Consider the following 23,768-nt stretch of genomic DNA (forward strand, 5'->3'; position numbering starts at 1 on the left):
TTATGAATACGACGCTAATGTACGAATTTATTGCTTCTCCTCGGAACATCTTGAACTTTTCTTTTCACGACCTGATAAATATCATCCTTGTCTTTAGGACGGATATAATCAAACCAATAAAAGTCTTTCAAGTATTTCTGGTCGGGCTTCAGATCGGGAATAGGGGTCATCGTACCCGTTGGTGTCGGCCAGATTTTTAGTTTATCCAACTTATTGTCTTTTAGCCAAATCGTAAGGAAACCGCTCTTGGTCTCGTTCATACCGACCATCGAGCCATCCTTTTCCAATGGAAAAAATATAGATTCGGCATTACCCGATACATCGATCTGATTCACGACCCGCCCCTCGAAATAAGCCTTCAAGTCATTTCCCTTTAATTGGTTGAACACGGTAGAATCGATTTGCTGTATCGCGAAAGCGAATTGCTTCACGTGGGCGAAATCGATCGAGCTATCATTCATAAATATCAAGATCGTATCCCCATAAATCTGATATTGTTCGTTCCAGACGATAGGGTCCGTATACATATATAATACAGAGTCTCTCGTATTAAACTGCATCGAATCGCAAACACCTTGCATATCCGTCCGATAGAAACGGACGCCGTAATAAGCTTTTACTTCCCGGTAAAGAGAATCCACCGTAATCATCTTCAAGGTATCGCCATGCAGAAACAGTGTATCCCCTTGGCTGAATTCCAAGAAACGGGCGCTATCCGTCGCGAAAGCATACTCAGTCTTCTCGTTGTAAAAACCATACTGGCCTTCCAGCATGACATGCTGCGCCGTGTCTTGCAGACTCATATTACCGAATGCCTCCCCAAAGCCCAGTTCGCGGTTGTAGGCGATAGAATCGCCCGTCAAGATACGGTCGCCGGAAACTACCTGAGAACGATCCAATAGCAAAGAGGTGTTATTCACGGTATCGTACCAACCTTTGGAAGAATAGATCGTGCCACTATCCGACATTATAATAGACGGTCCGAGGATCGTGGCGATCTTCGAGCCTGTATTATAATGTAAGGTATCGGAATACAACGTAAATTGCTCATTTTCCAAACGGACGCTATCATTGAAGATAGCCAATTTCGTACTCGGCGAATACTGCCCGTAAAAAGAAGAGAGCTGATTCAAAGAATCGACGATCACCCCCCCGTCGAAATAATATCCGATATTCGGGATTCTCTCATAGTTCAAGCTATCCGTAAATAGGGTAACTTGCCCATTCTCCATACGGACATTCTCCCGCAAGTAAGCGATTTGGGTATTTCCATCATAAAACAGGTAATTTCCATATACGAACAAAGTATCCCCTTGTTCCATCCGAACATTACTAAACGCCTCCAAGGAATTGGTCTGCTCGAAGAAATATGCGCTATCGCAATACATATACGAACTATCATGGCGAAAACAAACATCACCATTCAATACCTGAGCCTCGGCGTTCCTCTCCTTATCGAACGAAAGTGTATTCGCATGCTCCAAAAAGACCTTCGTCTTCTTGGGAGCTACACTACTATCTTTGGCGGCTACCACCGTGCTATCTCGCATTTGCGCAAACACACCAACCGATAAAGCACACGATAAGACCGCTAGAAATAACCTGTTAATTAGTCTCATTCCTTAATCCAACCCGGATATTTGAAATCACAATTCCTCCAACCGTCGCTAATACGCACGTAGGTTGATTTTTGTTTCTTCGTGATCCAGTCGTTCAATAACTCCTCACGTTTCTTAGTCTCTATGATTGCTTTCAAAGCTTGGAAGTCATCGGCCAAATTCGCCTTATGTCCTTCCGTCCGAGCTTTCAGTTTAACGATAGCCACCACCTCTTTCTGTTTATTTGTCAACATGGTAAAAGGCTTGGAGATCTCTCCGACTTTCATACCATATACCACCTTACCTATTTCCTGTGGAAGTTCTTGCATCTCGAACTTAGGGGTTCCCATATTGCGACTCTCGTAATCTTGATTTACCATCAAACCTTTATTATTACGCGTATCCTTGTCGTAAGAGACGAATGTAGCGGCTTCCTCGAACGTGAATTTATTCGCTTGCAAATCATTGTATAATGAATCCAAACGCGTGGTAGCATCCACCAATTCCTTATCGGAGACCTTCGGTTTCAATAAGATATGGCGGCAGTTGATACGGTCTCCGCGCTTCTCGATCAATTGGATGATATGGTAACCATACTCCGTCTGTACGATCTGGGAGACACGTTTCGGGTCTTTCAAGTTGAACGCTACGTTCGCAAACTCCGGCAACAACTGTGTCTTGCTCATGAAACCTAACTCACCACCTCGAGACGCCGACCCCGGATCTTCCGAGTACAAACGAGCCAACGTAGAGAATTCCATCTTACCGGAATTGACCTGCTCCGTGAAATCACGCAAACGGGCCTTGATAGCGTCCGTTTCCTCAAATGGAATCTTCGGTTCCAAGGTAACGATTTGCACCTCTACCGTCGTAGGAATGTTCGGTAGGCTATCCTGAGGCAACTGATTGAAATATTTACGCACTTCGGAAGGAGTCAGCTTGATCTCACCGACCAATTGATGCTGCATCTGTTGCACGACCTGCTGCTCTCGTACCATCTCCTTACGCTCGTCCTTGATCTGGGAAAATTTCTTACCGAAATATTCCTCTAATTTCTCGCGAGACCCGATTTGGTTAACAGCCATGTTCATCCACTGGTCCACGCTCTGGATCACTTGGTTCTCGTTCACGGTGATACTATCGATCTTTGCTTGATTCAGATATAGTTTCTGTATCGCCATCTGCTCCGGAATCACGCAATACGGGTCGCCATCCAAACGGACTCCCTCGTTTTGATTATACAAACGCTGCGTCTCAATATCCGAACGTAAAATAGCATCATCTCCTACCACCCACACAATTTCATCGATCACATTGTCTTGCGCCATTACAAGGCAAGAACAACAGGCAAGAAAGAATACACTTAAAATCTTTTTCATCATGTCTACCCATTTATAAAATTAGAGATCACGGCTCGGAATGGAAATCCACGTCACCGCTCCGGATCGCATCGTTATATAACTCGTCTTCAAATTTTTTCAAGAATTCAACTTTTCGTTGGTTGACCAGCATTTCCATGACGTGCGAACTGGCATAATCATACGGCCCGACACTTCCAGAAGGTAAATATTCCTTGATATTCAGCAGATAGCAATAATTACTATCCGCAACTTCAACAAACTTATTCGCCTTCAGAAACGCATTCGGATTCGATACATGGATCGGTATATTATCCATCACCTCATCGAAATCAACCCATTTGTCGTAAAAGTACTCATAAATCGTAGCATTTTGCACACTATACTTCTCTATTTTTTCTAAAGAGGCCACATCTGTGGATTTGTACCACTTTTTTACGTCGGTAAGTCCCGGAGCATCAACCGGGATTTTTAAGAATAATCCCTTAATTAAGCCTTTATCCAAGATAAACTTTTTCTGGTTTTCCTCGTAATAATTTAACTTATCACCTTCCCGGATATCGGCTTTCAGCTTCTCCTCTATCAATCGTTCCTGATAACGGTAACGAACCAAGGAACGCCTGTATTCCTCTACCAATTTATCGACCTCCTCTTTCTCATCCCCCAAGTTACGCAAAGCCACATCGTACACCAATACATCCTTTACCCATTTCTTGATAAAGTTCTCGGTCAGCAACAGACTATCTGCGGAGGAAATCCCCCGGGGTATTAGCTTATTCACCTCCGAACGATTCAGGGTACGTCCTTTCACGCTAACCAAGACGTCCGTAGTATCAGCCGGCTGAGAACCTTTACAGGCACCCAACAACACAACGAACGCTAGGAACATGAAGACTATCCTCATATCTATACTTTTGTTTTATTTCTTTAGTTTCTTCAATAATTTCCAGTTTACAGTCACCGGATATCTCTTATTCAAATCAGCAATCCACTTTGCCTCCAATACCTTCTGCTGGGCAAAGGGTTTGCTCCAAATCTCCCGGTTGCTGACCTCAAACAACAGAATCCCATCCCGGTACTCCTGCATCAAATAAGGGATCTCCGGATGTTTCGTCTCCAAATTCTTACGCTCGGCAGTCGTCACGATATCGCGGATAAACAAATCATAGACCTCTTGCATAAAATCACCCGCATACGTCTTTGTAGAGAACGGGCAACGCTGGATATAATAAACGAACTCCGCTTGCGGGAAATCCTTTCCATCCAAATGCATAAGCGTTTTGTTCATACCCTTCGCTTTCTCATAAAACGTCTCGTCCGTGGGGAAACAATCATTACATAAGGCTTGCAACTCCGCATAGGCTTCCGGATAGAAAACGTATCCGTATTCTTTTTTCATACGATCGTCGAAAACTTTATACAACTCAAAGTTACGTTCACCCTGCCCCATACGTCTCGACAAGGCTTTTTCCTCTTCCTCAAACGAAGGGCGTCCCTTCTTATCGATCAACTTAATGATATGGTAACCAAAGCGAGTTTCCACCACCCCGGATAAATCACCCGGCTTGCTCAAGGCAAAAGCGGCTTGCTCAAAAGGCTGGACCATCTCGCCTACCCCAAACCAAGGCAATACTCCCTCTTTCTGAGCGGAAGCAGCATCCCCGGAATATTCTTTCGCTAACTCGCCAAAATCAACTCCCTCTTGTACTTGCTTATAAATAGCTTGCGCTTTCGATAAGAAAGCCGACGAATCCTGAATAGTGGAATCTTTAGGGAATGCAATCAAGATATGAGCGACACGTACCCGTCCCGGATTAGGTTTGCGGCTATGGACTTTTATCAAATGAAATCCTAATTTCGTGCGAACAGGTTCAGACACCACGCCAATCGGCAAGGAATAGGCGGCATCCTCAAACACTTTCAAGGTTTGCATCGGGAGCAGGCAACGTACATATTCGCAAGCGACATGTTCCTTGTCCTTCTCGGCCAAAGTTTTCCCGACCATTTCCATATCCTCTCCTTTCTGGAGACGTTCGTATACCCGCATAGCTTCTTGATATACAGCTACCGTATCTTTGGAGACCGTCTTCTCCGGCAAACGAAATAAGATGTGGGTCAACTCTACTGAGTAATCTCCCCGATCATATACCGCACGGGCAGCCGCTTTCTCACCCTCCTTATCCGACATATAGCTATCGATCAACTGAGCCCGGTATCCATCCAGCTCGCTTTTGAATGAGGATGTCTGGTCGATCCCTAAAGATTCCGCCTCCGCTACTTTTAGCTTAAAATTTTTAAATAGCTCGACATAGTTTTTGACAGACTTCGTATTCGATAAATCCACCTCTCCATTCTTCTCCGCGATAAAAATAAATTCAGATAAAGGCACTTGTTTTCCAGCGACCGTCATAACGACAGAATCAGATACGGTTTGAGCGCAAACTGTTACACAAGCGAATACCCCTAGTGAGATAAGTAACTTTTTCATCAAAAATTCTTTTACCATAGCACGAATATACATTACAAAAATAACACTAATCTAACGGAGAGCCGATAAGAAAAGTATGCTATCCCATTAAATTAGTGTTTTTTATAAAACGTAAAACTTGTATTACTATTCACCACGGCTATAATTCGGAGCCTCTTGCGTGATCGCTACATCATGCGGATGGCTCTCTTGCACACCTGCGTTGGTGATTCGAGTAAAACGAGCTTTATGCAACTCTTCGATATTATGTGCGCCGCAATAACCCATTCCCGCACGTAAACCACCTACCATCTGGTAAATGACCTCATACAAAGACCCCTTAAACGGAACACGGGCAGCGATTCCCTCCGGAACCAACTTCTTCACGTCATCCTCTACATCTTGGAAATACCGATCCTTAGAACCCTTTTGCATGGCTTCCAACGAACCCATACCACGATAAGACTTAAACTTACGGCCGTTGAAGATAATCGTATCGCCCGGCGACTCTTCTACACCCGCCAACAGAGATCCCATCATGACGGAGGATCCACCAGCGGCGATCGCCTTCACAATATCACCAGAATAGCGTAAGCCACCGTCAGCGATCAAAGGCACACCGGTTCCTTCCAACGCCTTCGCTACATCATAAATAGCCGACAATTGAGGAACACCCACACCGGCGATCACACGAGTCGTACAAATCGAACCCGGACCGATACCTACCTTCACGGCGTCCGCCCCAGCTTCTACTAAATACTTAGCAGCCTCGCCCGTAGCGATATTACCGACCACGCAATCGATGTGCGGATATTGAGCCTTGATCTGTTTCAAAACATCCACCACACCTTTGGAGTGACCATGTGCCGTGTCGATCACCAAAGCATCCACCCCGGCGTCCACCAAAGCAGCTACACGCTCGAAAGTATTGAACGTAACGCCTACGCCGGCGGCTACACGCAAACGACCTTTCAAATCCTTGCAAGCCTTCGGTTTATCTTTCGCTTTCGTTATATCTTTATAAGTAATCAAGCCGATCAGCTTATTATGGCTATCGATCACCGGTAACTTCTCGATCTTATGCTCCTGAAGGATCTGAGCGGCGGCCTCCATATCCGTAGACGGTCCGGTTACGACCAAATTCTCTTTCGTCATTACCTCATCGACATAACGGTTCATATCCTTTTCGAAACGCAAGTCACGGTTCGTCACGATTCCTACCAAAAATCCACCCTCATCCACCACGGGAATACCACCGATCTTATATTCAGCCATCATTGCCAAGGCATCCGCCACACGTTTGCCCTTCGTGATAGTCACCGGATCATAGATCATTCCATTCTCCGCACGTTTAACGGTCTGGACCTGCTTCGCCTGCTCGGCGATCGTCATGTTTTTATGAATCACACCAATACCTCCCTCACGGGCGATAGCGATCGCCAACTTGGCCTCGGTAACCGTATCCATAGCGGCCGACACCATCGGTATGTTCAATGTGATATTACGTGAAAACTTTGTCGTGAGATCGACATTACGAGGAAGAACTTCCGAATAAGCTGGGATTAACAATACATCGTCAAACGTTAACCCATCCATAACTACCCTGTCTGCAATAAATGACATAGAACTTATGCTTTAAAAATTATTGCGCGCAAATATACGACTTTCCACGCAATAAATCGATATGGGAGTAATTAAAAATTCGATTCGGGAAAAAATAAACTTTCATCCGAACGAAAACAAAATTCCTTCCGAAGGAAAAATAAATCTCTTTCGGAAGGAACAATACGCTTCTTTATTTGTTTTTTCTCTAGAGTGGAACCAGGCACCCTTTCATTAGTTTGCCATTTCAGATAAGAACTTGATACGGACCAAGCGAATCTCCTCTTCCGTATAGTCACCACCTAATTCCTCGATGGCATCTTCCAAACCGTCGGTCTCCGAGTCCTTGAAATACTCGTAAATATCCTCGATATGATCCTCATCCATAACATCGTTCAAGAAATAATCGATATTGATACGTGTACCGGAATATACGATCGCCTCGATCTCATCCAAAAGCTCGGTGAACTCAAGTCCGTTTGTCAACGCAATCTCGTCCAGCGCCACCTTACGGTCGATCCGCTGAATGATCGAGACCTTCAACTTAGACTTATTAGCGACCGTACGCACACGTAAATCCTCAGGACGCTCAATCTCGTTCTCCTCTACATGCTTCTTGATCAGCTCAATGAACTCCTTGCCATAACGTCTCGCCTTGCCAGCGCCTACTCCCGGGATATTCTGCAACTCGTCCAACGTGATCGGATAAGTAGTAGCCATAGCCTCCAAAGAGGGGTCTTGGAAAATCACGAAAGGTGGAACTTCCAACCGCTTGGATAATTTCTTTCGCAAATCCTTCATCATGGAATAAAGAACTGGGTCTACCGCACAAGAGGCACCCCCACGAACCGGAGCCTCCTCTTCCTCTTCCTCGAATTCATTGTCCTCGGTAATCCTGAACGATACCGGCTTCTTCATGAACTCCTTACCTTTTTCCGTGATTTTCAGCAAACCATAATTCTCAATATCCTTCGCTAAATAGCCGGCGATTAAAGCCTGACGAATAACGGCGTTCCAAGTTTTATCGTCCTCGTCCTGCCCGGAACCAAAGACCTCTAATTCATTGTGCTTGTAATTTTGGATTTCGGAGGTTTCGTTACCTACCAAAATATTTACGATATAATCTGCCTTAAACTTTTCTTTCAACGTACTGATAACCTCCAGTACCGCACTTAACAATTCCTTCGCTTCCACCTGTTTCTTTGGATTCAAACAATTATCACAATTACCACAATTATCTTCCAGGTATTCCTCACCGAAATAATGCAATAGCACTTTTCTCCGGCAGACGGAAGTTTCAGCATAGGCCGCAGTCTCTAAAAGCAACTGTTTGCCGATTTCCTGTTCGGCCACGGGCTTTCCTTGCATGAATTTCTCCAATTTTTGCAAGTCCTTATAAGCATAGAAAGCGATACATTGGCCTTCTCCACCGTCCCTACCGGCACGACCGGTTTCCTGGTAATAACCTTCTAGGCTCTTCGGGATATCATAATGAATCACATAACGGACATCTGGCTTGTCGATACCCATACCGAAAGCGATCGTAGCCACGATCACATCCACCTGTTCCATCAGGAAGGCATCCTGATTGGCAGAACGCACTTGCGAATCCATTCCCGCATGGTAAGGTAAGGCCTTTATTCCGTTAGCTTTCAAGATGTCGGCAAATTCCTCCACCTTTTTACGGCTCAGACAATATACGATACCCGATTTACCCTCGTTGGCTTTAATATACTTAATGATCTCGCGGTCTATATTCGTTCCTTTCGGACGAACCTCATAATACAAATTAGAGCGGTTGAAGGATGATTTAAAGACTGTAGCGTCTATCATACCCAGATTCTTCTGGATATCGTGCTGTACCTTAGGCGTAGCGGTAGCGGTCAGAGCGATTAACGGACGTTTACCGATTTCATTGATAATCGGACGGATTCTTCGGTATTCAGGACGGAAATCATGCCCCCATTCCGAGATACAATGCGCCTCGTCCACCGCATAGAAAGAGATCTTTACCTGACGCAAAAAATCCACGTTCTCTTCCTTGGTCAAAGACTCCGGTGCTACATACAGCAACTTGGTACGTCCTGATAGTATATCCGATTTCACCTGGTCGATTGCCGACTTATTCAAAGAGGAATTGATAAAATGGGCGACCCCATCTTCCTCGCTGAAATTCCGCATCGCATCCACCTGATTCTTCATCAAAGCGATCAACGGAGATATCACGATTGCGGTTCCTTCCATTAGTATGGATGGTAATTGATAACAAAGAGATTTACCTCCCCCCGTCGGCATTAATACAAAAGTATCCTTCCCGGCCAGCACATTCTCAATAATAGCCTTCTGGTTCCCTTTAAAGGTACCGAAGCCAAAGTGCCGATTTAGCTCTTCTGTTAAATGATCCTTCTTTGCCATACTTCGTATTATTTATAGTAAACCGCCTACGTTTACGCGACCTGTAAACGGTTCACGTCCGATTTTTCAAATTTTTCTTTCGCATACTCCAACGTTACATGGAGTTCCTTTACTTTTTGAGATGGCATACTGTACATAGCGTCCATCATCACGGCCTCTACGATTGAACGTAACCCGCGGGCACCCAGCTTAAACTCAAGCGCCTTATCCACGATAAACTCATAGACTTCCTCATCGAACGTCAGCTTAATGCCATCCATCTCGAACAATTTGACGTATTGCTTAATAATGGAGTTCTTCGGCTCGGTCAAAATGTTACGAAGCGTATCACGATCCAGCGGATTCAAATACGTGAGGATAGGTAAACGACCGATAATCTCCGGAATCAAGCCAAACGATTTCAAATCGGTCGGGGTGATGTACTTCAGTAAATTATTCCGGTCTACGGTAGCCGTCTCCAAACTAGCCGAATAACCAACCACACGGGTATTTAAACGTTGGGCGATCTTCTTCTCGATTCCGTCGAAAGCGCCACCGCAAACAAACAGGATATTCTTCGTATCCACTGCGATCATCTTTTGCTCCGGATGCTTACGTCCCCCTTGAGGAGGCACATTCACGATCGATCCTTCCAAAAGCTTCAGCAAACCTTGCTGTACACCTTCACCGCTAACATCCCGTGTGATAGATGGATTATCGCTCTTACGGGCGATCTTATCGATCTCATCGATGAAGACAATACCCCGCTGGGCCGCCTCCACATCATAATCCGCAGCTTGCAATAATCGGGTCAAGATACTCTCGATATCCTCGCCCACATAACCGGCCTCGGTAAGTACCGTAGCGTCCACGATAGCGAACGGGACATGCAATAGCTTAGCGATCGTACGGGCTAACAAAGTCTTACCCGTACCGGTAGCACCCACCATGATAATATTAGATTTCTCTATCTCCACATCGTCGGCGGTAACCTTTTGAAGTAAACGCTTGTAATGATTGTATACCGATACCGCCAGATAACGTTTAGCGTCATCTTGTCCGATCACGTACTGATCCAAGAAAGTCTTGATATCTTCGGGTTTCGGCAGATCTTTCTGCTTCAAGCCAAAAGAAGTTTTCTTCCCCCCTGCCTGCTCCTTTACGATCTCATACGCCTGCCGAGCGCAATCATCGCAAATGCAACCAGAGATTCCATTGATAAGCAAGTTAACATCACGGCTACCCCTGCCGCAAAACGTACATGTATCGCCTGTTGTTTTGGCCATAGTTTCTTATTGTTGTTTTTGTTATTTACGTGTTAAAACATCGTCGATCATGCCATACTTTTTCGCTTCCTCCGCAGTCATCCAGAAATCACGGTCGCCATCACGCTCGATCTCCTCGTAAGGTCTTCCTGAATGATCCGAGATAATGGTGTACAGTTCTTTCTTAACCTTCAAGATCTCGCGAGCGGTAATCTCGATGTCCGAAGCCTGTCCTTGTACGCCTCCAAGCGGTTGGTGGATCATTACACGGGAGTGCTTCAAACCGAAACGTTTTCCCTTGGCTCCCGCCACCAATAAGACAGATGCCATAGAGGCAGCCATACCCGTACAAATCGTAGATACGTCGCTGGAAATAAACTGCATCGTGTCGTAAATGCCGTAACCCGCATATACAGAGCCACCCGGCGAATTGATATAAATAGAGATGTCCTTTCCAGGATCACTGGAATCCAGATACAACAACTGCGCTTGAATCACGTTAGCGGTATAATCATCCACTTGCGTGCCCAAAAAAATAATACGATCCATCATCAACCGAGAGAAGACATCCATTTGAGCGACATTCAGCTGTCGTTCCTCTATAATTGTCGGGGAGATATAACTGCTGGAGATATTCATATAACTATCCAGAGCCGTACCACTCATACCTAAATGCTTTGTAGCATACTTTCTAAAATCTTCCATATTTTCTCCTATCTTTTATTTACCGAGAAGACGTAAAAAGGGATTTCCCTCTGTGACTTAACGGAAAAACAAAGTTATAAATAAATTTCTGAAAGAAACAACTTATTTCGCGATCCGCTAAGATATTTTTAGAGAGAAATCCCTTTTTTGATATAAAACGACCTCTTCAGAGGCCAGTAAAGATCTTTTTATTCAAAAAGTTTGTTGAACTCGTCAGCAGTTACCTCCTTAACATCAAGCTCCACTTGCTCTTTCAACCAAGCAGCCAATTTCTCCTCAACCGCACGGTCGATGATGTTCTGAAGTGTTTGCTTATTTTTCAACATGTCTTTTGCGTAGTTGTCAAGTACATCCTCGGGTACAGACAACATACCGTATTGAGCGAACTGAGCCTTAGCCACACGTTTAGCGAAGTTCTCGACATCAGCGTCCTCAACCTTCAAACCGTTCTTCTTAACCAAACTCTCCTTGATTAACTGATATTTCAAATCCTGAAGGATCTGAGGGAAGTCCTCGTCGATCTTCTCTTTCGTGTTCTTCTCATTAGCGACAAGCAACCAGCGTTTCAATAAATCGTCAGCGAAATTCAACTCGCCAGCTCTCTCAACCAACATATCACGAGTATCCGTCAAAAACTTGAAGTCACTCTGAGGAGCGAATTGCTCTGCCAAAGCTTCCTTGATCTTGTTCTTGAATTCTTCTTCGCTGGTAACCACGTTCTCGCCAAATACCTTGTCGAACAACTCTTGGTTCATCTCTGCGTCTTTATGACGGGTGATCTCCTTGATCTCGAAGCTGAAGTCGCCTGTAGTCTCAGCCACTTTCTCCTTATCGATCTTCAAGAAAGAAGCGATCTCAGCCTCAGCACCCTCATAAGCCTTATTCGGGTTGAATACCACTACGGCATTTACCTTAGCACCGATAAACTTAGCTTTTTCTTCCTCATCCTTGATATACATAGGCATCAAAACAGCGTCCTCCACAACGATACCACCTTCTTTCGGGGCACCATTCTCAAGCTCGGCTACCGTACCTTTTACCATATCTTTTTCCTCAACCTCGTCTACCTTGTCGTAAGAACCGAAGTTTGAGCGATAAGCGTTTACTTGGTTATTTAGCATTTCCTCATCGATAGCGACTTGATAGAACGGAAGTTTATCGTTCTTGCTCAACTCGATATTGATCTCCGGAGCCAAAGCCACGTCAAAACAGAATTCGAAATCCTCTTCCTTATCGAAATCCAACGGCTTTTGCTCTGTCTCGTTAGGCATCGGCTCGCCTAAGATATGCAAATCGTTCTCACGGATATACTTGAACAGATTCTCAGAAACTAATTTGTTTATCTCCTCTACCAGCACGTGCTTTCCGTACATTTTCTTAACCATGCCCATAGGAACCATGCCCTTACGGAATCCCGGCACATTGGCTTTCTGACGAAGGCTACGCAGGCTCTTGTCTACCTGATCAGCATAGTCAGCTTTCACTATTTCTAATTTCACGATACCACTTACGGCATCATTGTTTTTAAGCGAAACGTTCATTCTGAATGATTTATTTAATTAATAGTCGTATCGAATTTTAGGTCGCAAAATTAGACTTATTCTTTTAATCGTGCAAATTTTGATCTGTTTTTATTCTTTTGTTTATATTTGGCGGCAATTATTTACCCTTTGAATAAATCATTATGAGAATAAAAGGAATATATGCTACCCGTCCGGCGGTAATCCAACTTTTGATCCTCCTGCTATTCTTATTGGCTGGAGCCGTTTTATCATCTATTATATCCACGGGCTTATTACTCGCGACCCGCGGTTTACAGGCTGATATAACCCAAGACGCTAATTTAATGAGGCTCATTCAGTTCATCTCGGCGATCTGTACCTTTTTGCTACCATCTATCGCCATGGCTTGGATATGTAGTGACAATCCCCGCCATTATCTATCAGTCAAGAAAATCACAGACGGCAGGATCTGGATTCTCACCTTAGTTTGCATGTTCTCATTTTCTCCGGTTATCAATTTGCTAGGATTACTCAACAAGCAGATGGAGTTACCCGCGTTTATGGCTCCTATCGAGGAATGGATGCGGGCGCAAGAAACCCTCGCCGAACAACTGACGACGATCCTGTTATCCAGCGATAGCGTTTGGGTAATCCTGGCCAACCTTATCGTTATCGCCGTTACGGCCGGGATAACCGAGGAGTTCCTGTTCAGAGGAGCCTTGCAACGAGTGATCGGGAAATGGACCTCCAACCCTCATACGATCATATGGGTCGCCGCCATACTATTTAGCGCCTTCCATTTACAATTTTACGGATTCTTGCCCCGGATGATACTCGGAGCCTATTTCGGCTATCTACTCTATTGGAGCAAAAGCATCTGGATACCAGTGTTCGCCCACTTTGTCAATAATGCTTTCGCCGTAATAGGGATGTCGGACAGTCGTCTCAAGGATAACGAGTTTATCACAGGCGATATTCCCGCCGAGCATCTTTTGGACTTTTGTCTTATCGCCGCCTTATCTTTCCTGCTGTTCATACTGGTAAACAGGCGATTGAAACGGCTGCTATAAGTCTTTCTTACGCAGCACGAAGTCTTTTCCCAAATATTTCTCGCGCACGATCTCGTTCTCGGCTAGTTGTTCGGCGGTTCCTTGGAAAAGGACTTTTCCCTCGAACAGAAGATAGGCCCGGTCACAAATACTCAATGTCTCGTACACATTGTGGTCGGTAATCAAGATTCCGATATTCTTATGTTTCAAGCGAGCCACGATTGTCTGGATATCTTGTACGGCGATCGGATCTACACCGGCGAAAGGCTCATCCAACATAATGAACTTCGGATCGATCGCCAGACAGCGGGCAATCTCCGCACGACGCCGCTCTCCACCCGAAAGCTGGTCTCCCAAGTTTTTACGAACCTTATTCAAACCGAACTCTGAAATCAAGCTTTCCAGTTTCTCTTTTTGGTACTCAACGCTACGTCCCGTCATCTCCAAGACCGAGCGGATATTATCTTCCACCGTCATTTTCCGAAAAATCGAAGCCTCTTGCGCCAGATAGCCAATGCCGTTGCGAGCCCGCTTATAGACCGGGAATTTCGTAATCTCCATGTCATTCAAGAAGATCTTACCCTCGTTAGGAGTGACCAAACCTACTGTCATATAAAAGGTGGTCGTCTTTCCCGCTCCGTTCGGACCAAGCAAACCAACGATCTCCCCCTGTTTCACGTTAATCGATACATGATTCACGACCGTACGAGTCCTATATTTCTTTACCAAGTCCTCCGTACGGAGCACCATTCGTTGTTCGTCTGACATAAGCTACTTAAAAATTTAACGCGAATGTACGTGATAATCCGCAGATCTACATCACATACATTCGCAAAAAAGCGATAAGAGAATTTAATAACTCCACTCAGATTGCCACTCGATCACGGGTTGCTCCCCCTCGAATCGGATAGGAAGCCAGATATAACGTCCGTCTATAGCGTTCTCCGGAGTCCAACGATCTCCCATATAAATAAAGCGATCTGCATGGCCGGGTACAGGCAATACGTACGTGCTTTGAGAATAAAACGACACCTCCGAGTTCTCTCCCCTAAACGGATTTTCCAATTCCTTCCAAGGTCCCCAAATCGAGGAAGCGACCGCCGATCGTCCCGCATTCGGAGCCCAGCCCGTACAGCCGGACATAATCAAATAATATTCCCCCTTCTGTTTGAACAAGGCTGGAGCTTCCATGAAACGCCCCGGGAAGAAACGGGCGTACTTACCGGAATAACTCGTATAATCATCGGTCAGCTGCGATATATGCAAGGTACTATTCTCTTCCGAGGAATAAATATGATAAGCGATGCCATCGTCATCCACGAAAAGATTCATATCCCTAGCCATTTGTCCGGAGATCTGGTCACGCCCCAATAAATTCAAGCTATCCGGATGGGCTGGTAACTCTCCACCGCTAAAACGTAGATCTGCGGAAAGCGTACAAGGTTGCTTATGTAGTTCCTGTACATTAACCGGCCAAAAACCGGCATTCGGACGGAAAGCGTTTACGAACGAGTAAGGCCCCGCCACGTTTTTACTGACAGCCACTCCACTCAATGCTCCCGAATAGCCAGCACCTCTCGGCTCTAAATGAAACCACATTACATATTGATCATTCTTTTTATTATAAATCACTTTCGGACGCTCCAACACGCATCCCTTAGCAATATGGCTCGTCGTATCATCCGGCACGACCGATAAGGCGATTCCCTCGTCTTTCCAATTATATAAATCTTTCGACGAATAGCAATGAACGCCTACTTGAGCCAGATTTCCAGCCGAGCCCTCCGTTTTATGCTCACCAAACCAATAATAAGTATCCCCGACCCATAGAATACCGCCACCATGAGCGTTTATATGTACCCCTTTATCATCTGGCCAAACTTCCCCCGGTTTAAAAGAAAGATCCTTCCGCTGGCAAGCCACACATAAACACAGCAAGCCGATCACTCCTAAAAGAATTCGCTTCATAAAAGTATTTTTTAGTATTTAAGAAAGCAAATATAGTTAAAAAAGAGGGATGTGGCAAACTTTAATACCATAGGATTTACAAATAAAACCAATCTTGTTTCTAAGATGTTATATGGTTATTAGTGGATTTTACGCTATCTTTGCAAATTGAAATCAGAAATTTATCAAGATAAAAATGAATAAAGCATTACACAGAATGGGTGAGTATACCCTACTGATGATGAAGAGTATAACACTTCCAGACCGGTGGAGTATGTTCTTTAAGCAATTGATCAAAGAGATATACAAGCTAGGCGTGGATTCTCTTTGGATTGTCATAATCATCTCGGTCTTTATCGGTACGGTTATCGCCATCCAGATCTCCTTGAATATCAGTTCCCCCTTGATTCCTAAGTTTACGATCGGCTATACCACCCGTGAGATTATCTTGCTGGAATTCTCTTCCTCTATCATGGCACTCATCCTAGCGGGTAAAGTAGGCAGTAATATCGCCTCCGAGATCGGAACCATGCGAGTCACCGAGCAGATAGACGCCATGGAAATCATGGGTGTTAATTCCGCCAATTTCCTGATCCTTCCGAAAATGCTCGGTTTGATGATCTTTATCCCGGTATTGGTTATCTTCAGTATGTTCACCGGTATCATGGGCGGCATATTCGCCAGTTACTCAACGAGTACGGGAATGACTCCTTCCTCGTTCGAGTACGGTTTGCAATTCTACTTCAACGAGTTTTACATTTGGTATTCTATTATCAAATCCGTAGTATATGCGTTCATCATCTCATCCATCGCCGCCTATTTTGGCTATAACGTAAAGGGAGGCGCCCTAGAGGTAGGTAAGGCAAGTACGAATGCCGTGGTCATGAGCAGCATCATGATTTTGCTTGCCGACGTAATATTAACCCATTTAATGCTTACTTAAAAAATGATCGAAGTTAAGAATATAACGAAGTCTTTCGATGGGCGTGCCGTCTTGAAAGATATAAGTACGACGTTCGAGGACGGGAAGACGAATCTAATCATCGGACGAAGCGGTTCGGGTAAAACGGTAATGATCAAGAATATCATCGGGTTAATGAAGCCTGACACCGGACAGATATTATATGACGGCAGAGACTTGATCACGATGAACAAGCATGAGTTAAATATGCTACGCCGGGAAATGGGTATGTTGTTCCAAGGTTCCGCTTTATTCGATAGCATGACGGTATTGGAAAACGTAATGTTTCCTTTAGATATGTTCTCTAAAGACTCAACGAAAGAGCGCAGGAAACGTGCGGAATTTTGTTTGGAACGTGTAAACCTGTCCGAGGCCGGACATCTATATCCTTCCGAGATCAGTGGAGGTATGATGAAACGTGCCGCCATCGCCAGGGCGATCTCCCTAAATCCTAAATACCTGTTCTGCGATGAGCCGAACTCCGGACTAGACCCCAAAACTTCTCTATTGATCGATGATTTGATTCACGACATTACGGTGGAGTACAATATGACGACCGTCATCAATACACACGACATGAACTCCGTGATGAACATCGGTGATAATATCATCTTTATCAAGGAAGGCGTAAAAGAATGGCAGGGAACAAAAGAGCAGGTAATCACCTCCAACAACCAAGCGTTGAACGATTTCATCTTCGCGTCCGACCTGTTCCGAAAGGTGAAAGAAGTGGAGATGCAAGAAGAAGAAGGGTAATCGCCGCAACTAGGGTTGCAGTAGTACTGCAATACGGGTTGCAGTGTTACTGCAATGCCTGTGCAGTAGTACTGCAACCCTAGTTGCAGTAATTTTTGAAAGGGTAATCACAAACCAAGCACTTCCTTGATCTTATCCACATAGTCAAGCTTCTCCCATGTGAATAACTCCACATCACAAGTAACCGGCTTCTGCGAATAACGGGAAGCGAATGTCTTCGTCACCGTCTGGGGTTTGCGTCCCATATGACCATAAGAAGCGGTCTCGAAATAAATCGGGTTACGCAATTTCAAACGCTCCTCGATCGCTTTCGGACGCATATCGAAGATATCCCAGATCTTAGCGGCGATCTCTCCGTCTGTCATATTCACCTTCGCACGGCCAAAAGTATTCACGAAAATATTCATCGGTTTAGCCACACCGATCGCATAAGACACCTGTACCAGCATCTCATCCGCCACACCGGCGGCAACCATATTCTTGGCGATATGACGAGCGGCATAAGCAGCCGAACGGTCTACCTTAGAAGGGTCCTTTCCAGAGAAAGCACCACCGCCATGAGCGCCTTTGCCACCGTATGTATCCACGATGATCTTACGGCCGGTCAAACCGGTATCACCGTGAGGACCACCGATCACGAACTTACCGGTCGGATTCACGTGATAAATGATGTTATCATTAAACAAAGCCTGTACATGAGCCGGATATTGAGCCTTCACACGAGGAATCAATATCTTCTTCACGTCTGAGGCGATCCTCTTTTGCATAGCCTCATCCGCTTCCTTCTGTGAAATACCTTTCGGACCGATAAACTCGTCATGCTGCGTAGATACCACAATCGTATCGATACGCAACGGCTTACCGTTATCATCATATTCAATCGTAACCTGACTCTTAGCGTCCGGACGCAAATAAGGCATCAAATCCGGTTCTTCCTTACGGATCTTCGCCAATTCCCATAATAAACTATGAGATAAGTCCAACGCCAAAGGCATGTAATTCTCAGTCTCATTAGTAGCATAACCGAACATCATACCTTGGTCGCCGGCACCCTGCTCATAAGGATCCGCACGCTCCACGCCACGGTTGATATCGCCACTCTGCTCATGGATAGAAGAGAACACACCACACGATTTCGCTTCAAACTGGTACTCGCTTTTCGTGTAACCAATCTTCTCGATCACGCCACGTGCCACTTCCTGCACATCCACATACGCACTTGATTTAACTTCTCCAGCCAAGACAACCTGTCCGGTTGTAACAAGGGTTTCGCAAGCAACTTTCGAATTCTTGTCATACGCCAAGAACTCATCCAGCAAAGCATCCGATATTTGATCGGCTACTTTATCGGGGTGCCCTTCAGACACCGATTCGGAGGTGAATAAATAACTCATCGTTCTTTTTAAGTTGACAGTTGATAGTTGACAATTGACAGTTCTACGACTGATTGACAGTTATCAACCGACAGTTAATAACTCTGTTTATTGAATTGAGCTTGGAAGGATTTTTCCTGCCGGACGGCTACGAAAAGGATATGTTTTTAGCATTTTTTCCCGTGGTTGCAAGCAATACAAATCTATCCACGCCAATTCGTCCGCAAAGATACGCAATAATTGAAGACCGGAAGTAGCAAATTAAAGATTATTTCTTCTTTTTCGTATTACGTAAGGCTTTTTTATATTTAAAGCCAGCCTTCCATTTCGCTGAATCAGAGCCATGTGTCCCTTTCAGGAAATCGGAGAACTTGATTTTCCTACCACTCGGATCCGTCGCCTCGCCTTTCGCTTTCTTGAAAACGATCCCTTGCGTCATCGCTTTATTAATTTCTTTATTCATAACTCAAATCTCGTAGTCATAATTAAAACTCATAATTCGGATAAAAGTTCACGCATCGTCTTGCCAAACACAGGATGTTTCACCAACGGAGCTACTTCCGCCAACGGTTCCATAACAAACGACCGTTTGTGCATCAGAGGGTGCGGTAGCGTCAGCCGCTCCGTATGCAGGATTTGTTCATCCACCATTAACAGATCGATATCGATGATACGGTCATGATACGCACCGTCACTTTTCTCGATACGCCCCATATCGATCTCGATCAAACGGGTAACATCTAATAAATCCATAGGGGAAAGTTCCGTCGTCATAACGATCACGGCGTTCAAGAACGTGTTGTCCGATTCAAACCCCCAAGGCTCCGTCTCATACATATCAGAAAGGGCGAGAACATCTCCCACCCTTTCAGCTAACAGCGCCGCCGCTGTCACCAGATTTCCTCGTTTATTACCTACATTCGTACCTAATCCAAGGTAAGCAGTCGCCATAGAAACCGGATTAAAGGATTAACATAGCGTCGCCGTAAGCGCCAAAACGATATTTCTCTTTCAAAGCGATATCGTAAGCGTCCATGATCAACTCATAACCACCGAAAGAAGCTGTCATCATCAATAAAGTAGACAACGGCATGTGGAAATTTGTCACCATGCTGGTAGCCACGCTGAAATCATACGGAGGGAAGATAAACTTATTCGTCCAGCCCTCGAACTCTTTCAAATGACCATCCGTACTTACGGCCGTCTCGATCGCACGCATCACGGAAGTTCCGACCGCACAAACCTTGTGCCCCTCATCCTTTCCCTTGTTCACGATATCCACGACATCGGCATTTACGACCATTTGCTCGGAATCCATCTTATGTTTTGTCAAATCCTCCACGTCGATCTCACGGAAATTACCCAAGCCCGAATGCAATGTCAAGAAAGCGAACTGGCAATCCTTGATCTCCAAACGTTTCATTAGCTCACGACTAAAATGCAATCCCGCGGCAGGAGCCACAACCGCACCTTCTTCCGCCGCGAAAATATTCTGATAACGATCCTCGTCTTCCGGTTCTACCTCACGCTCGATATACTTAGGCAGCGGAGTTTCGCCCAAGGCATACAAAGCCTTCTTAAACTCGTCGTGGTTCCCGTCATATAAAAAACGGAGCGTACGACCCCGCGAAGTCGTATTATCGATTACCTCTGCGACCATGGAATCATCCTCGCCAAAGTATAATTTATTACCGATACGGATCTTACGGGCCGGATCTACCAATACGTCCCACAAACGTAAGTCCTCGTTCAGCTCACGTAACAAGAACACCTCGATGCGCGCCCCTGTTTTCTCCTTGTTACCGTACAAGCGAGCGGGGAAAACTTTCGTGTTATTAAAGATAAACACGTCACCTTTTCCATAATAGTCTAGAATATCCTTGAATTCGCGGTGCTCGATCTCACCCGTATCACGATGAACGACCATCAACCTCGACTCATCTCTGTTCTTCGCCGGATGTAAAGCGATTAATTCCGACGATAAGTTAAATTTGAATTTCGAAAGCTTCATAATGCACTCTATTTATTTTTCTTCTTCTATTTTTACCACATTCTTCTCTAAGAAATCATCGATCTCCTCCGGAGACATACACATATCCAAGGTTACCTCTCCGATACGAGTCCGTTCCAAGCCAATCAAATGAGCGCCGGAATTCAAGGCCTTCCCGATATCACGAGCCAACGCACGAATATAGGTACCTTTGCTACATACCACCCGTATCTTTATAACAGGCAAATCGCACTCCAGCAACTCCAGCTCGTCTATAACCAACGTCTTGGATTTTAGTTCAACTTCCTCTCCTTTCCGGGCTAACTCATAAGCACGTTTACCTTCTACCTTACAAGCGGAGAACACCGGGGGAATCTGTTGGATCGTACCTACGAATGTCTTTAAAACCTCCTCCACGAGCTCACGGGTTATATGTTCCGTGGGATACACGGCGTCTATCTCTTTCTCCAAATCGAAAGACGGGGTAGTCTCTCCCAACTTTAACGTAGCGATATATTCCTTCGTCTGATATTGAAACTCATCGATCCGCTTCGTAGCCCTCCCGGTACAAACGATCATCACACCTGTAGCTAAGGGATCCAGTGTCCCCGCATGTCCAACTTTAATCTTCTTTACCTTCAGTTTCCGACTTAGCTTATAGCGAAATTTGTTAACTAGGTCAAAAGAAGTCCACGTTAGCGGTTTATTAAAATATAAAATTTCTCCAGCTATAAAATCCATTCTTTATTTCAGTAATGTACAAGCAATTGTCACCAATCCCGCGATCGCGCAATAGATAGCGAAATAAATCAGTTTCCCCTTTTTCACGATGTTGATCATCCATTTACAAGCCACGCAGCCGGAAACAAAAGCGGCCACGAAACCTACCGCTAATGATAACGCAGGAATGTCCCCAGCCACATCTTCCCCTTTCACCATCTTCATTACGTCCAGCAACGCCTCTCCTAAGATCGGAGGAATTACCATCAAGAAAGAGAACTGGGCCAGTTTCGCCTTATTATTTCCCAATAACAAACCGGTAGCGATCGTTGATCCGGAACGTGACAAACCCGGCATCACAGCGCAAGCCTGAGCCAAGCCGATAATAAAAGCGTCTTTTATCGAGATCGACTCTTTTTGGCGTGGTTTGGCATAATACGAAAATGCCAGCAAAGCCGCCGTCAATAGCAGCATACAACCAACGACCAATAAACCCGATCCAAAGATTTGTTCTACCGTATCTTTAAAGAATACCCCAACGATCCCGATCGGAATCATGGAAATCAAGATATTGATCACATACCTCGTCTCCGCATTCATCTGAAATTTAAACAAACCGCGGAATATCCAATCGATTTCCTTCCACAAAATCACTAATGTGCTGAATACGGTCGCCACATGCACGACGATCGTAAATGCGAGATTCTCCTCTCCCTCTATACCAAACAAAGCGGAACCAATCGCTAAATGACCGCTACTGCTCACCGGCAGATATTCGGTCAATCCTTGTACGATACCCAGTATCAAGGCCTCAAACCAACTCATTCTGTAACTTCTTTATCTTTACTATTCTTCAAGATTCCAAAAATCATCATCACGAAACCGATAACCGTAACCACTGGAGCCACTACGATACGGCGTGTGCTGAATATATCAGGATTGAACGTGTTATCCCCAGAACCTCCACCACTCATCAATATGAAACCAAGCACGATACAGGCAACTGCAGCGGCGATCAGTATAAAATTCTCTTTTCCGAAAGCAAAATCTCTTTTAGCCATCTTTCTCTACTCTTTATTATTCGATTAAATATAATACAACTTATCGCCTTTCATCCGCAAATATTTATTCACGGCAAAAATGGTTGCAATCACGGACAAGACAATACCTAAAACAAACACTCCCACATAAACCAATAGTAATGTTTGCATGTCCAATATCTGGATAAAACCTTTCAATTCATTTTGCAAATAATATAACGCTCCGGTTATCATCAATATTGCCAATATAGAGGCGAAAATACCACTTACTATGTTATATTTCACAAAAGGCCGACGTATAAAGCCGGAAGTAGCCCCCACTAGCTTCATCGTATGAATCAAGAACCGTTTGGAATAAATCAACAGGCGAATCGTATTACTGATCAACACGAACGAGATAACCATCAGTACCGCCGCCAAGGTAAACAGGATCAAGCTCAGCCGCTTCATATTATTATGGACCATCTCCATCATATCCTCTCGGTAAAGCAGCTCCGAGACGGACGTATAGTTCCTAATCTTCTTCTCTATCACTTGGAGGCTATCGGGGTTGGCGTACTCCGAATGCAATTTCACCTCGATCGAGGCCTGCAAAGGGTTAAAGCCTAAGAAGGTTTCCGGATTCTCGCCCAATTCTTCTTCCAACTCTTTCGCAGCTTGTTCTTTCGATATATACTCGGTTGATTTTATAAAAGGAAGAGCATCCAAGCTCTTCTGCATTTTCTTTATCTCAGTTTCTTTTTGGTTATCTTTCAGTACGATGGAGAAAGATAAGTTCTCTTTCACATAAACGGAGAGTCTATTACCCAACATCCCTATCAATAGAATGAGTCCTAGCAAAAATAGTACCAAGGAGATACTAATAACAGACGTAAGCCGGGAGTTAAAGAAAGAAACAGAACTAACTTTTTTATTTTCAGCCATCAGACTCTCACTTATTAACGTTAAATAAATTAAGGAGATGCGTACAGAGAACACACCTCCCAATTTTCTTGCAAAAGAACGAATAAAATAAGTAAGCCGAAAGGTTTTTAGAATATT

Annotated in this window: 22 protein-coding genes; 3 read left to right on the forward strand and 19 right to left on the reverse strand. The window is 44.7% G+C overall.

The annotated features are described in order from the left end of the window. Positions 1-14 precede the first annotated feature (14 nt). The 9 genes from E5342_RS07040 to tig all read right to left on the reverse strand — a co-directional run bounded on the left by E5342_RS07040 (position 15) and on the right by tig (position 12,930). Complete coding sequence (locus tag E5342_RS07040) at positions 15-1,619, reverse strand: OstA-like protein (protein ID WP_135959105.1); 1,605 nt, start codon at positions 1,617-1,619, stop codon at positions 15-17. Further along, positions 1,616-2,980 carry a peptidylprolyl isomerase gene (locus tag E5342_RS07045; protein WP_121735814.1) on the reverse strand — a complete coding sequence of 455 codons (1,365 nt, stop codon included), beginning with the start codon at positions 2,978-2,980 and terminating at the stop codon, positions 1,616-1,618. Before E5342_RS07045 ends, E5342_RS07040 begins: the two co-directional genes overlap by 4 nt. 25 nt (positions 2,981-3,005) lie before the next feature. Beyond that, positions 3,006-3,860, reverse strand: coding sequence for a peptidyl-prolyl cis-trans isomerase (locus tag E5342_RS07050; RefSeq protein WP_121735813.1), 855 nt, complete (start codon positions 3,858-3,860; stop codon positions 3,006-3,008). Between the two features lie 15 nt (positions 3,861-3,875). After that, complete coding sequence (locus E5342_RS07055) at positions 3,876-5,462, reverse strand: peptidylprolyl isomerase (protein ID WP_121735846.1); 1,587 nt, start codon at positions 5,460-5,462, stop codon at positions 3,876-3,878. Between the two features lie 108 nt (positions 5,463-5,570). Then, complete coding sequence (guaB, locus tag E5342_RS07060) at positions 5,571-7,046, reverse strand: IMP dehydrogenase (protein WP_121735812.1); 1,476 nt, start codon at positions 7,044-7,046, stop codon at positions 5,571-5,573. 213 nt (positions 7,047-7,259) lie between these two features. Next, entirely contained in the window at positions 7,260-9,440 is a 2,181-nt protein-coding gene (recQ, locus tag E5342_RS07065) for a DNA helicase RecQ (protein ID WP_121735811.1), read from the reverse strand. A gap of 32 nt (positions 9,441-9,472) precedes the next feature. Beyond that, on the reverse strand, positions 9,473-10,705 hold the full coding sequence (gene clpX / locus E5342_RS07070; protein WP_121735810.1) for an ATP-dependent Clp protease ATP-binding subunit ClpX: 1,233 nt from the start codon (positions 10,703-10,705) through the stop codon (positions 9,473-9,475). A 21-nt stretch (positions 10,706-10,726) separates the two neighbouring features. Continuing rightward, entirely contained in the window at positions 10,727-11,389 is a 663-nt protein-coding gene (gene clpP / locus E5342_RS07075) for an ATP-dependent Clp endopeptidase proteolytic subunit ClpP (RefSeq protein WP_121735809.1), read from the reverse strand. A 188-nt stretch (positions 11,390-11,577) separates the two neighbouring features. Then, positions 11,578-12,930, reverse strand: coding sequence for a trigger factor (tig, locus tag E5342_RS07080; RefSeq protein WP_135959106.1), 1,353 nt, complete (start codon positions 12,928-12,930; stop codon positions 11,578-11,580). A 143-nt stretch (positions 12,931-13,073) separates the two neighbouring features. Here tig and E5342_RS07085 point away from each other — a divergent pair, with 143 nt between their 5' ends. Then, positions 13,074-13,961 (forward strand): CPBP family intramembrane glutamic endopeptidase, encoded by an 888-nt coding sequence (locus E5342_RS07085; RefSeq protein ID WP_121735807.1) that lies wholly within the window; start codon positions 13,074-13,076, stop codon positions 13,959-13,961. Here the strand turns inward: E5342_RS07085 and lptB are convergent. Continuing rightward, positions 13,956-14,708 carry an LPS export ABC transporter ATP-binding protein gene (gene lptB, locus E5342_RS07090; RefSeq protein ID WP_005853924.1) on the reverse strand — a complete coding sequence of 251 codons (753 nt, stop codon included), beginning with the start codon at positions 14,706-14,708 and terminating at the stop codon, positions 13,956-13,958. The genes E5342_RS07085 and lptB overlap by 6 nt on opposite strands. Before the next feature lie 84 nt (positions 14,709-14,792). After that, positions 14,793-15,908: a glycoside hydrolase family 43 protein gene (locus E5342_RS07095; RefSeq protein ID WP_121735805.1), complete on the reverse strand. Its 1,116-nt coding sequence runs from the start codon at positions 15,906-15,908 to the stop codon at positions 14,793-14,795. 175 nt (positions 15,909-16,083) lie between these two features. Between E5342_RS07095 and E5342_RS07100 the strand changes: the two genes are divergently transcribed. Both E5342_RS07100 and E5342_RS07105 read left to right on the forward strand, forming a co-directional pair. Beyond that, a complete protein-coding gene (locus E5342_RS07100) occupies positions 16,084-16,830 on the forward strand; it encodes an MlaE family ABC transporter permease (protein WP_008773770.1) in 747 nt (248 codons plus the stop codon). A gap of 3 nt (positions 16,831-16,833) precedes the next feature. Beyond that, the gene (locus E5342_RS07105) at positions 16,834-17,604 is read left to right on the forward strand and encodes an ABC transporter ATP-binding protein (protein WP_121735804.1); all 771 of its coding nucleotides are present in this window, start codon (positions 16,834-16,836) and stop codon (positions 17,602-17,604) included. A 107-nt stretch (positions 17,605-17,711) separates the two neighbouring features. On the opposite strand, the gene metK is transcribed toward E5342_RS07105, so the two are convergent. The 8 genes from metK to E5342_RS07145 all read right to left on the reverse strand — a co-directional run bounded on the left by metK (position 17,712) and on the right by E5342_RS07145 (position 23,651). Further along, on the reverse strand, positions 17,712-18,998 hold the full coding sequence (gene metK / locus E5342_RS07110; protein WP_121735803.1) for a methionine adenosyltransferase: 1,287 nt from the start codon (positions 18,996-18,998) through the stop codon (positions 17,712-17,714). A gap of 247 nt (positions 18,999-19,245) precedes the next feature. After that, positions 19,246-19,440: a hypothetical protein gene (locus E5342_RS07115; protein ID WP_121735802.1), complete on the reverse strand. Its 195-nt coding sequence runs from the start codon at positions 19,438-19,440 to the stop codon at positions 19,246-19,248. 29 nt (positions 19,441-19,469) lie between these two features. Further along, entirely contained in the window at positions 19,470-19,928 is a 459-nt protein-coding gene (gene folK, locus E5342_RS07120; RefSeq protein ID WP_121735801.1) for a 2-amino-4-hydroxy-6-hydroxymethyldihydropteridine diphosphokinase, read from the reverse strand. Between the two features lie 10 nt (positions 19,929-19,938). After that, positions 19,939-20,988, reverse strand: coding sequence for a tRNA preQ1(34) S-adenosylmethionine ribosyltransferase-isomerase QueA (queA, locus tag E5342_RS07125; RefSeq protein WP_121735800.1), 1,050 nt, complete (start codon positions 20,986-20,988; stop codon positions 19,939-19,941). Between the two features lie 12 nt (positions 20,989-21,000). After that, entirely contained in the window at positions 21,001-21,708 is a 708-nt protein-coding gene (truB, locus tag E5342_RS07130) for a tRNA pseudouridine(55) synthase TruB (RefSeq protein ID WP_121735799.1), read from the reverse strand. A gap of 3 nt (positions 21,709-21,711) precedes the next feature. After that, positions 21,712-22,512: an undecaprenyl-diphosphate phosphatase gene (locus E5342_RS07135; RefSeq protein ID WP_121735798.1), complete on the reverse strand. Its 801-nt coding sequence runs from the start codon at positions 22,510-22,512 to the stop codon at positions 21,712-21,714. Then, a complete protein-coding gene (locus E5342_RS07140) occupies positions 22,509-22,748 on the reverse strand; it encodes a DUF3098 domain-containing protein (RefSeq protein ID WP_121735797.1) in 240 nt (79 codons plus the stop codon). The genes E5342_RS07135 and E5342_RS07140 overlap by 4 nt, the downstream gene beginning before the upstream one ends. Positions 22,749-22,772: 24 nt before the next feature. Then, the gene (locus tag E5342_RS07145) at positions 22,773-23,651 is read right to left on the reverse strand and encodes a cell division protein FtsX (RefSeq protein ID WP_121735796.1); all 879 of its coding nucleotides are present in this window, start codon (positions 23,649-23,651) and stop codon (positions 22,773-22,775) included. Positions 23,652-23,768 lie beyond the last annotated feature (117 nt).

This window comes from Parabacteroides distasonis (genome assembly GCF_004793765.1).
GTDB lineage: Bacteria > Bacteroidota > Bacteroidia > Bacteroidales > Tannerellaceae > Parabacteroides > Parabacteroides distasonis_A.

Bases quoted from the DNA above. Each gene is read 5' to 3' on its own strand.
- E5342_RS07040 (WP_135959105.1), bottom strand. From the start codon at position 1,619: ATGAGACTAATTAACAGGTTATTTCTAGCGGTCTTATCGTGTGCTTTA.
- E5342_RS07045 (WP_121735814.1), bottom strand. From the start codon at position 2,980: ATGATGAAAAAGATTTTAAGTGTATTCTTTCTTGCCTGTTGTTCTTGC.
- E5342_RS07050 (WP_121735813.1), bottom strand. From the start codon at position 3,860: ATGAGGATAGTCTTCATGTTCCTAGCGTTCGTTGTGTTGTTGGGTGCC.
- E5342_RS07055 (WP_121735846.1), bottom strand. From the start codon at position 5,462: ATGGTAAAAGAATTTTTGATGAAAAAGTTACTTATCTCACTAGGGGTA.
- guaB (WP_121735812.1), bottom strand. From the start codon at position 7,046: ATGTCATTTATTGCAGACAGGGTAGTTATGGATGGGTTAACGTTTGAC.
- recQ (WP_121735811.1), bottom strand. From the start codon at position 9,440: ATGGCAAAGAAGGATCATTTAACAGAAGAGCTAAATCGGCACTTTGGC.
- clpX (WP_121735810.1), bottom strand. From the start codon at position 10,705: ATGGCCAAAACAACAGGCGATACATGTACGTTTTGCGGCAGGGGTAGC.
- clpP (WP_121735809.1), bottom strand. From the start codon at position 11,389: ATGGAAGATTTTAGAAAGTATGCTACAAAGCATTTAGGTATGAGTGGT.
- tig (WP_135959106.1), bottom strand. From the start codon at position 12,930: ATGAACGTTTCGCTTAAAAACAATGATGCCGTAAGTGGTATCGTGAAA.
- E5342_RS07085 (WP_121735807.1), top strand. From the start codon at position 13,074: ATGAGAATAAAAGGAATATATGCTACCCGTCCGGCGGTAATCCAACTT.
- lptB (WP_005853924.1), bottom strand. From the start codon at position 14,708: ATGTCAGACGAACAACGAATGGTGCTCCGTACGGAGGACTTGGTAAAG.
- E5342_RS07095 (WP_121735805.1), bottom strand. From the start codon at position 15,908: ATGAAGCGAATTCTTTTAGGAGTGATCGGCTTGCTGTGTTTATGTGTG.
- E5342_RS07100 (WP_008773770.1), top strand. From the start codon at position 16,084: ATGAATAAAGCATTACACAGAATGGGTGAGTATACCCTACTGATGATG.
- E5342_RS07105 (WP_121735804.1), top strand. From the start codon at position 16,834: ATGATCGAAGTTAAGAATATAACGAAGTCTTTCGATGGGCGTGCCGTC.
- metK (WP_121735803.1), bottom strand. From the start codon at position 18,998: ATGAGTTATTTATTCACCTCCGAATCGGTGTCTGAAGGGCACCCCGAT.
- E5342_RS07115 (WP_121735802.1), bottom strand. From the start codon at position 19,440: ATGAATAAAGAAATTAATAAAGCGATGACGCAAGGGATCGTTTTCAAG.
- folK (WP_121735801.1), bottom strand. From the start codon at position 19,928: ATGGCGACTGCTTACCTTGGATTAGGTACGAATGTAGGTAATAAACGA.
- queA (WP_121735800.1), bottom strand. From the start codon at position 20,988: ATGAAGCTTTCGAAATTCAAATTTAACTTATCGTCGGAATTAATCGCT.
- truB (WP_121735799.1), bottom strand. From the start codon at position 21,708: ATGGATTTTATAGCTGGAGAAATTTTATATTTTAATAAACCGCTAACG.
- E5342_RS07135 (WP_121735798.1), bottom strand. From the start codon at position 22,512: ATGAGTTGGTTTGAGGCCTTGATACTGGGTATCGTACAAGGATTGACC.
- E5342_RS07140 (WP_121735797.1), bottom strand. From the start codon at position 22,748: ATGGCTAAAAGAGATTTTGCTTTCGGAAAAGAGAATTTTATACTGATC.
- E5342_RS07145 (WP_121735796.1), bottom strand. From the start codon at position 23,651: ATGGCTGAAAATAAAAAAGTTAGTTCTGTTTCTTTCTTTAACTCCCGG.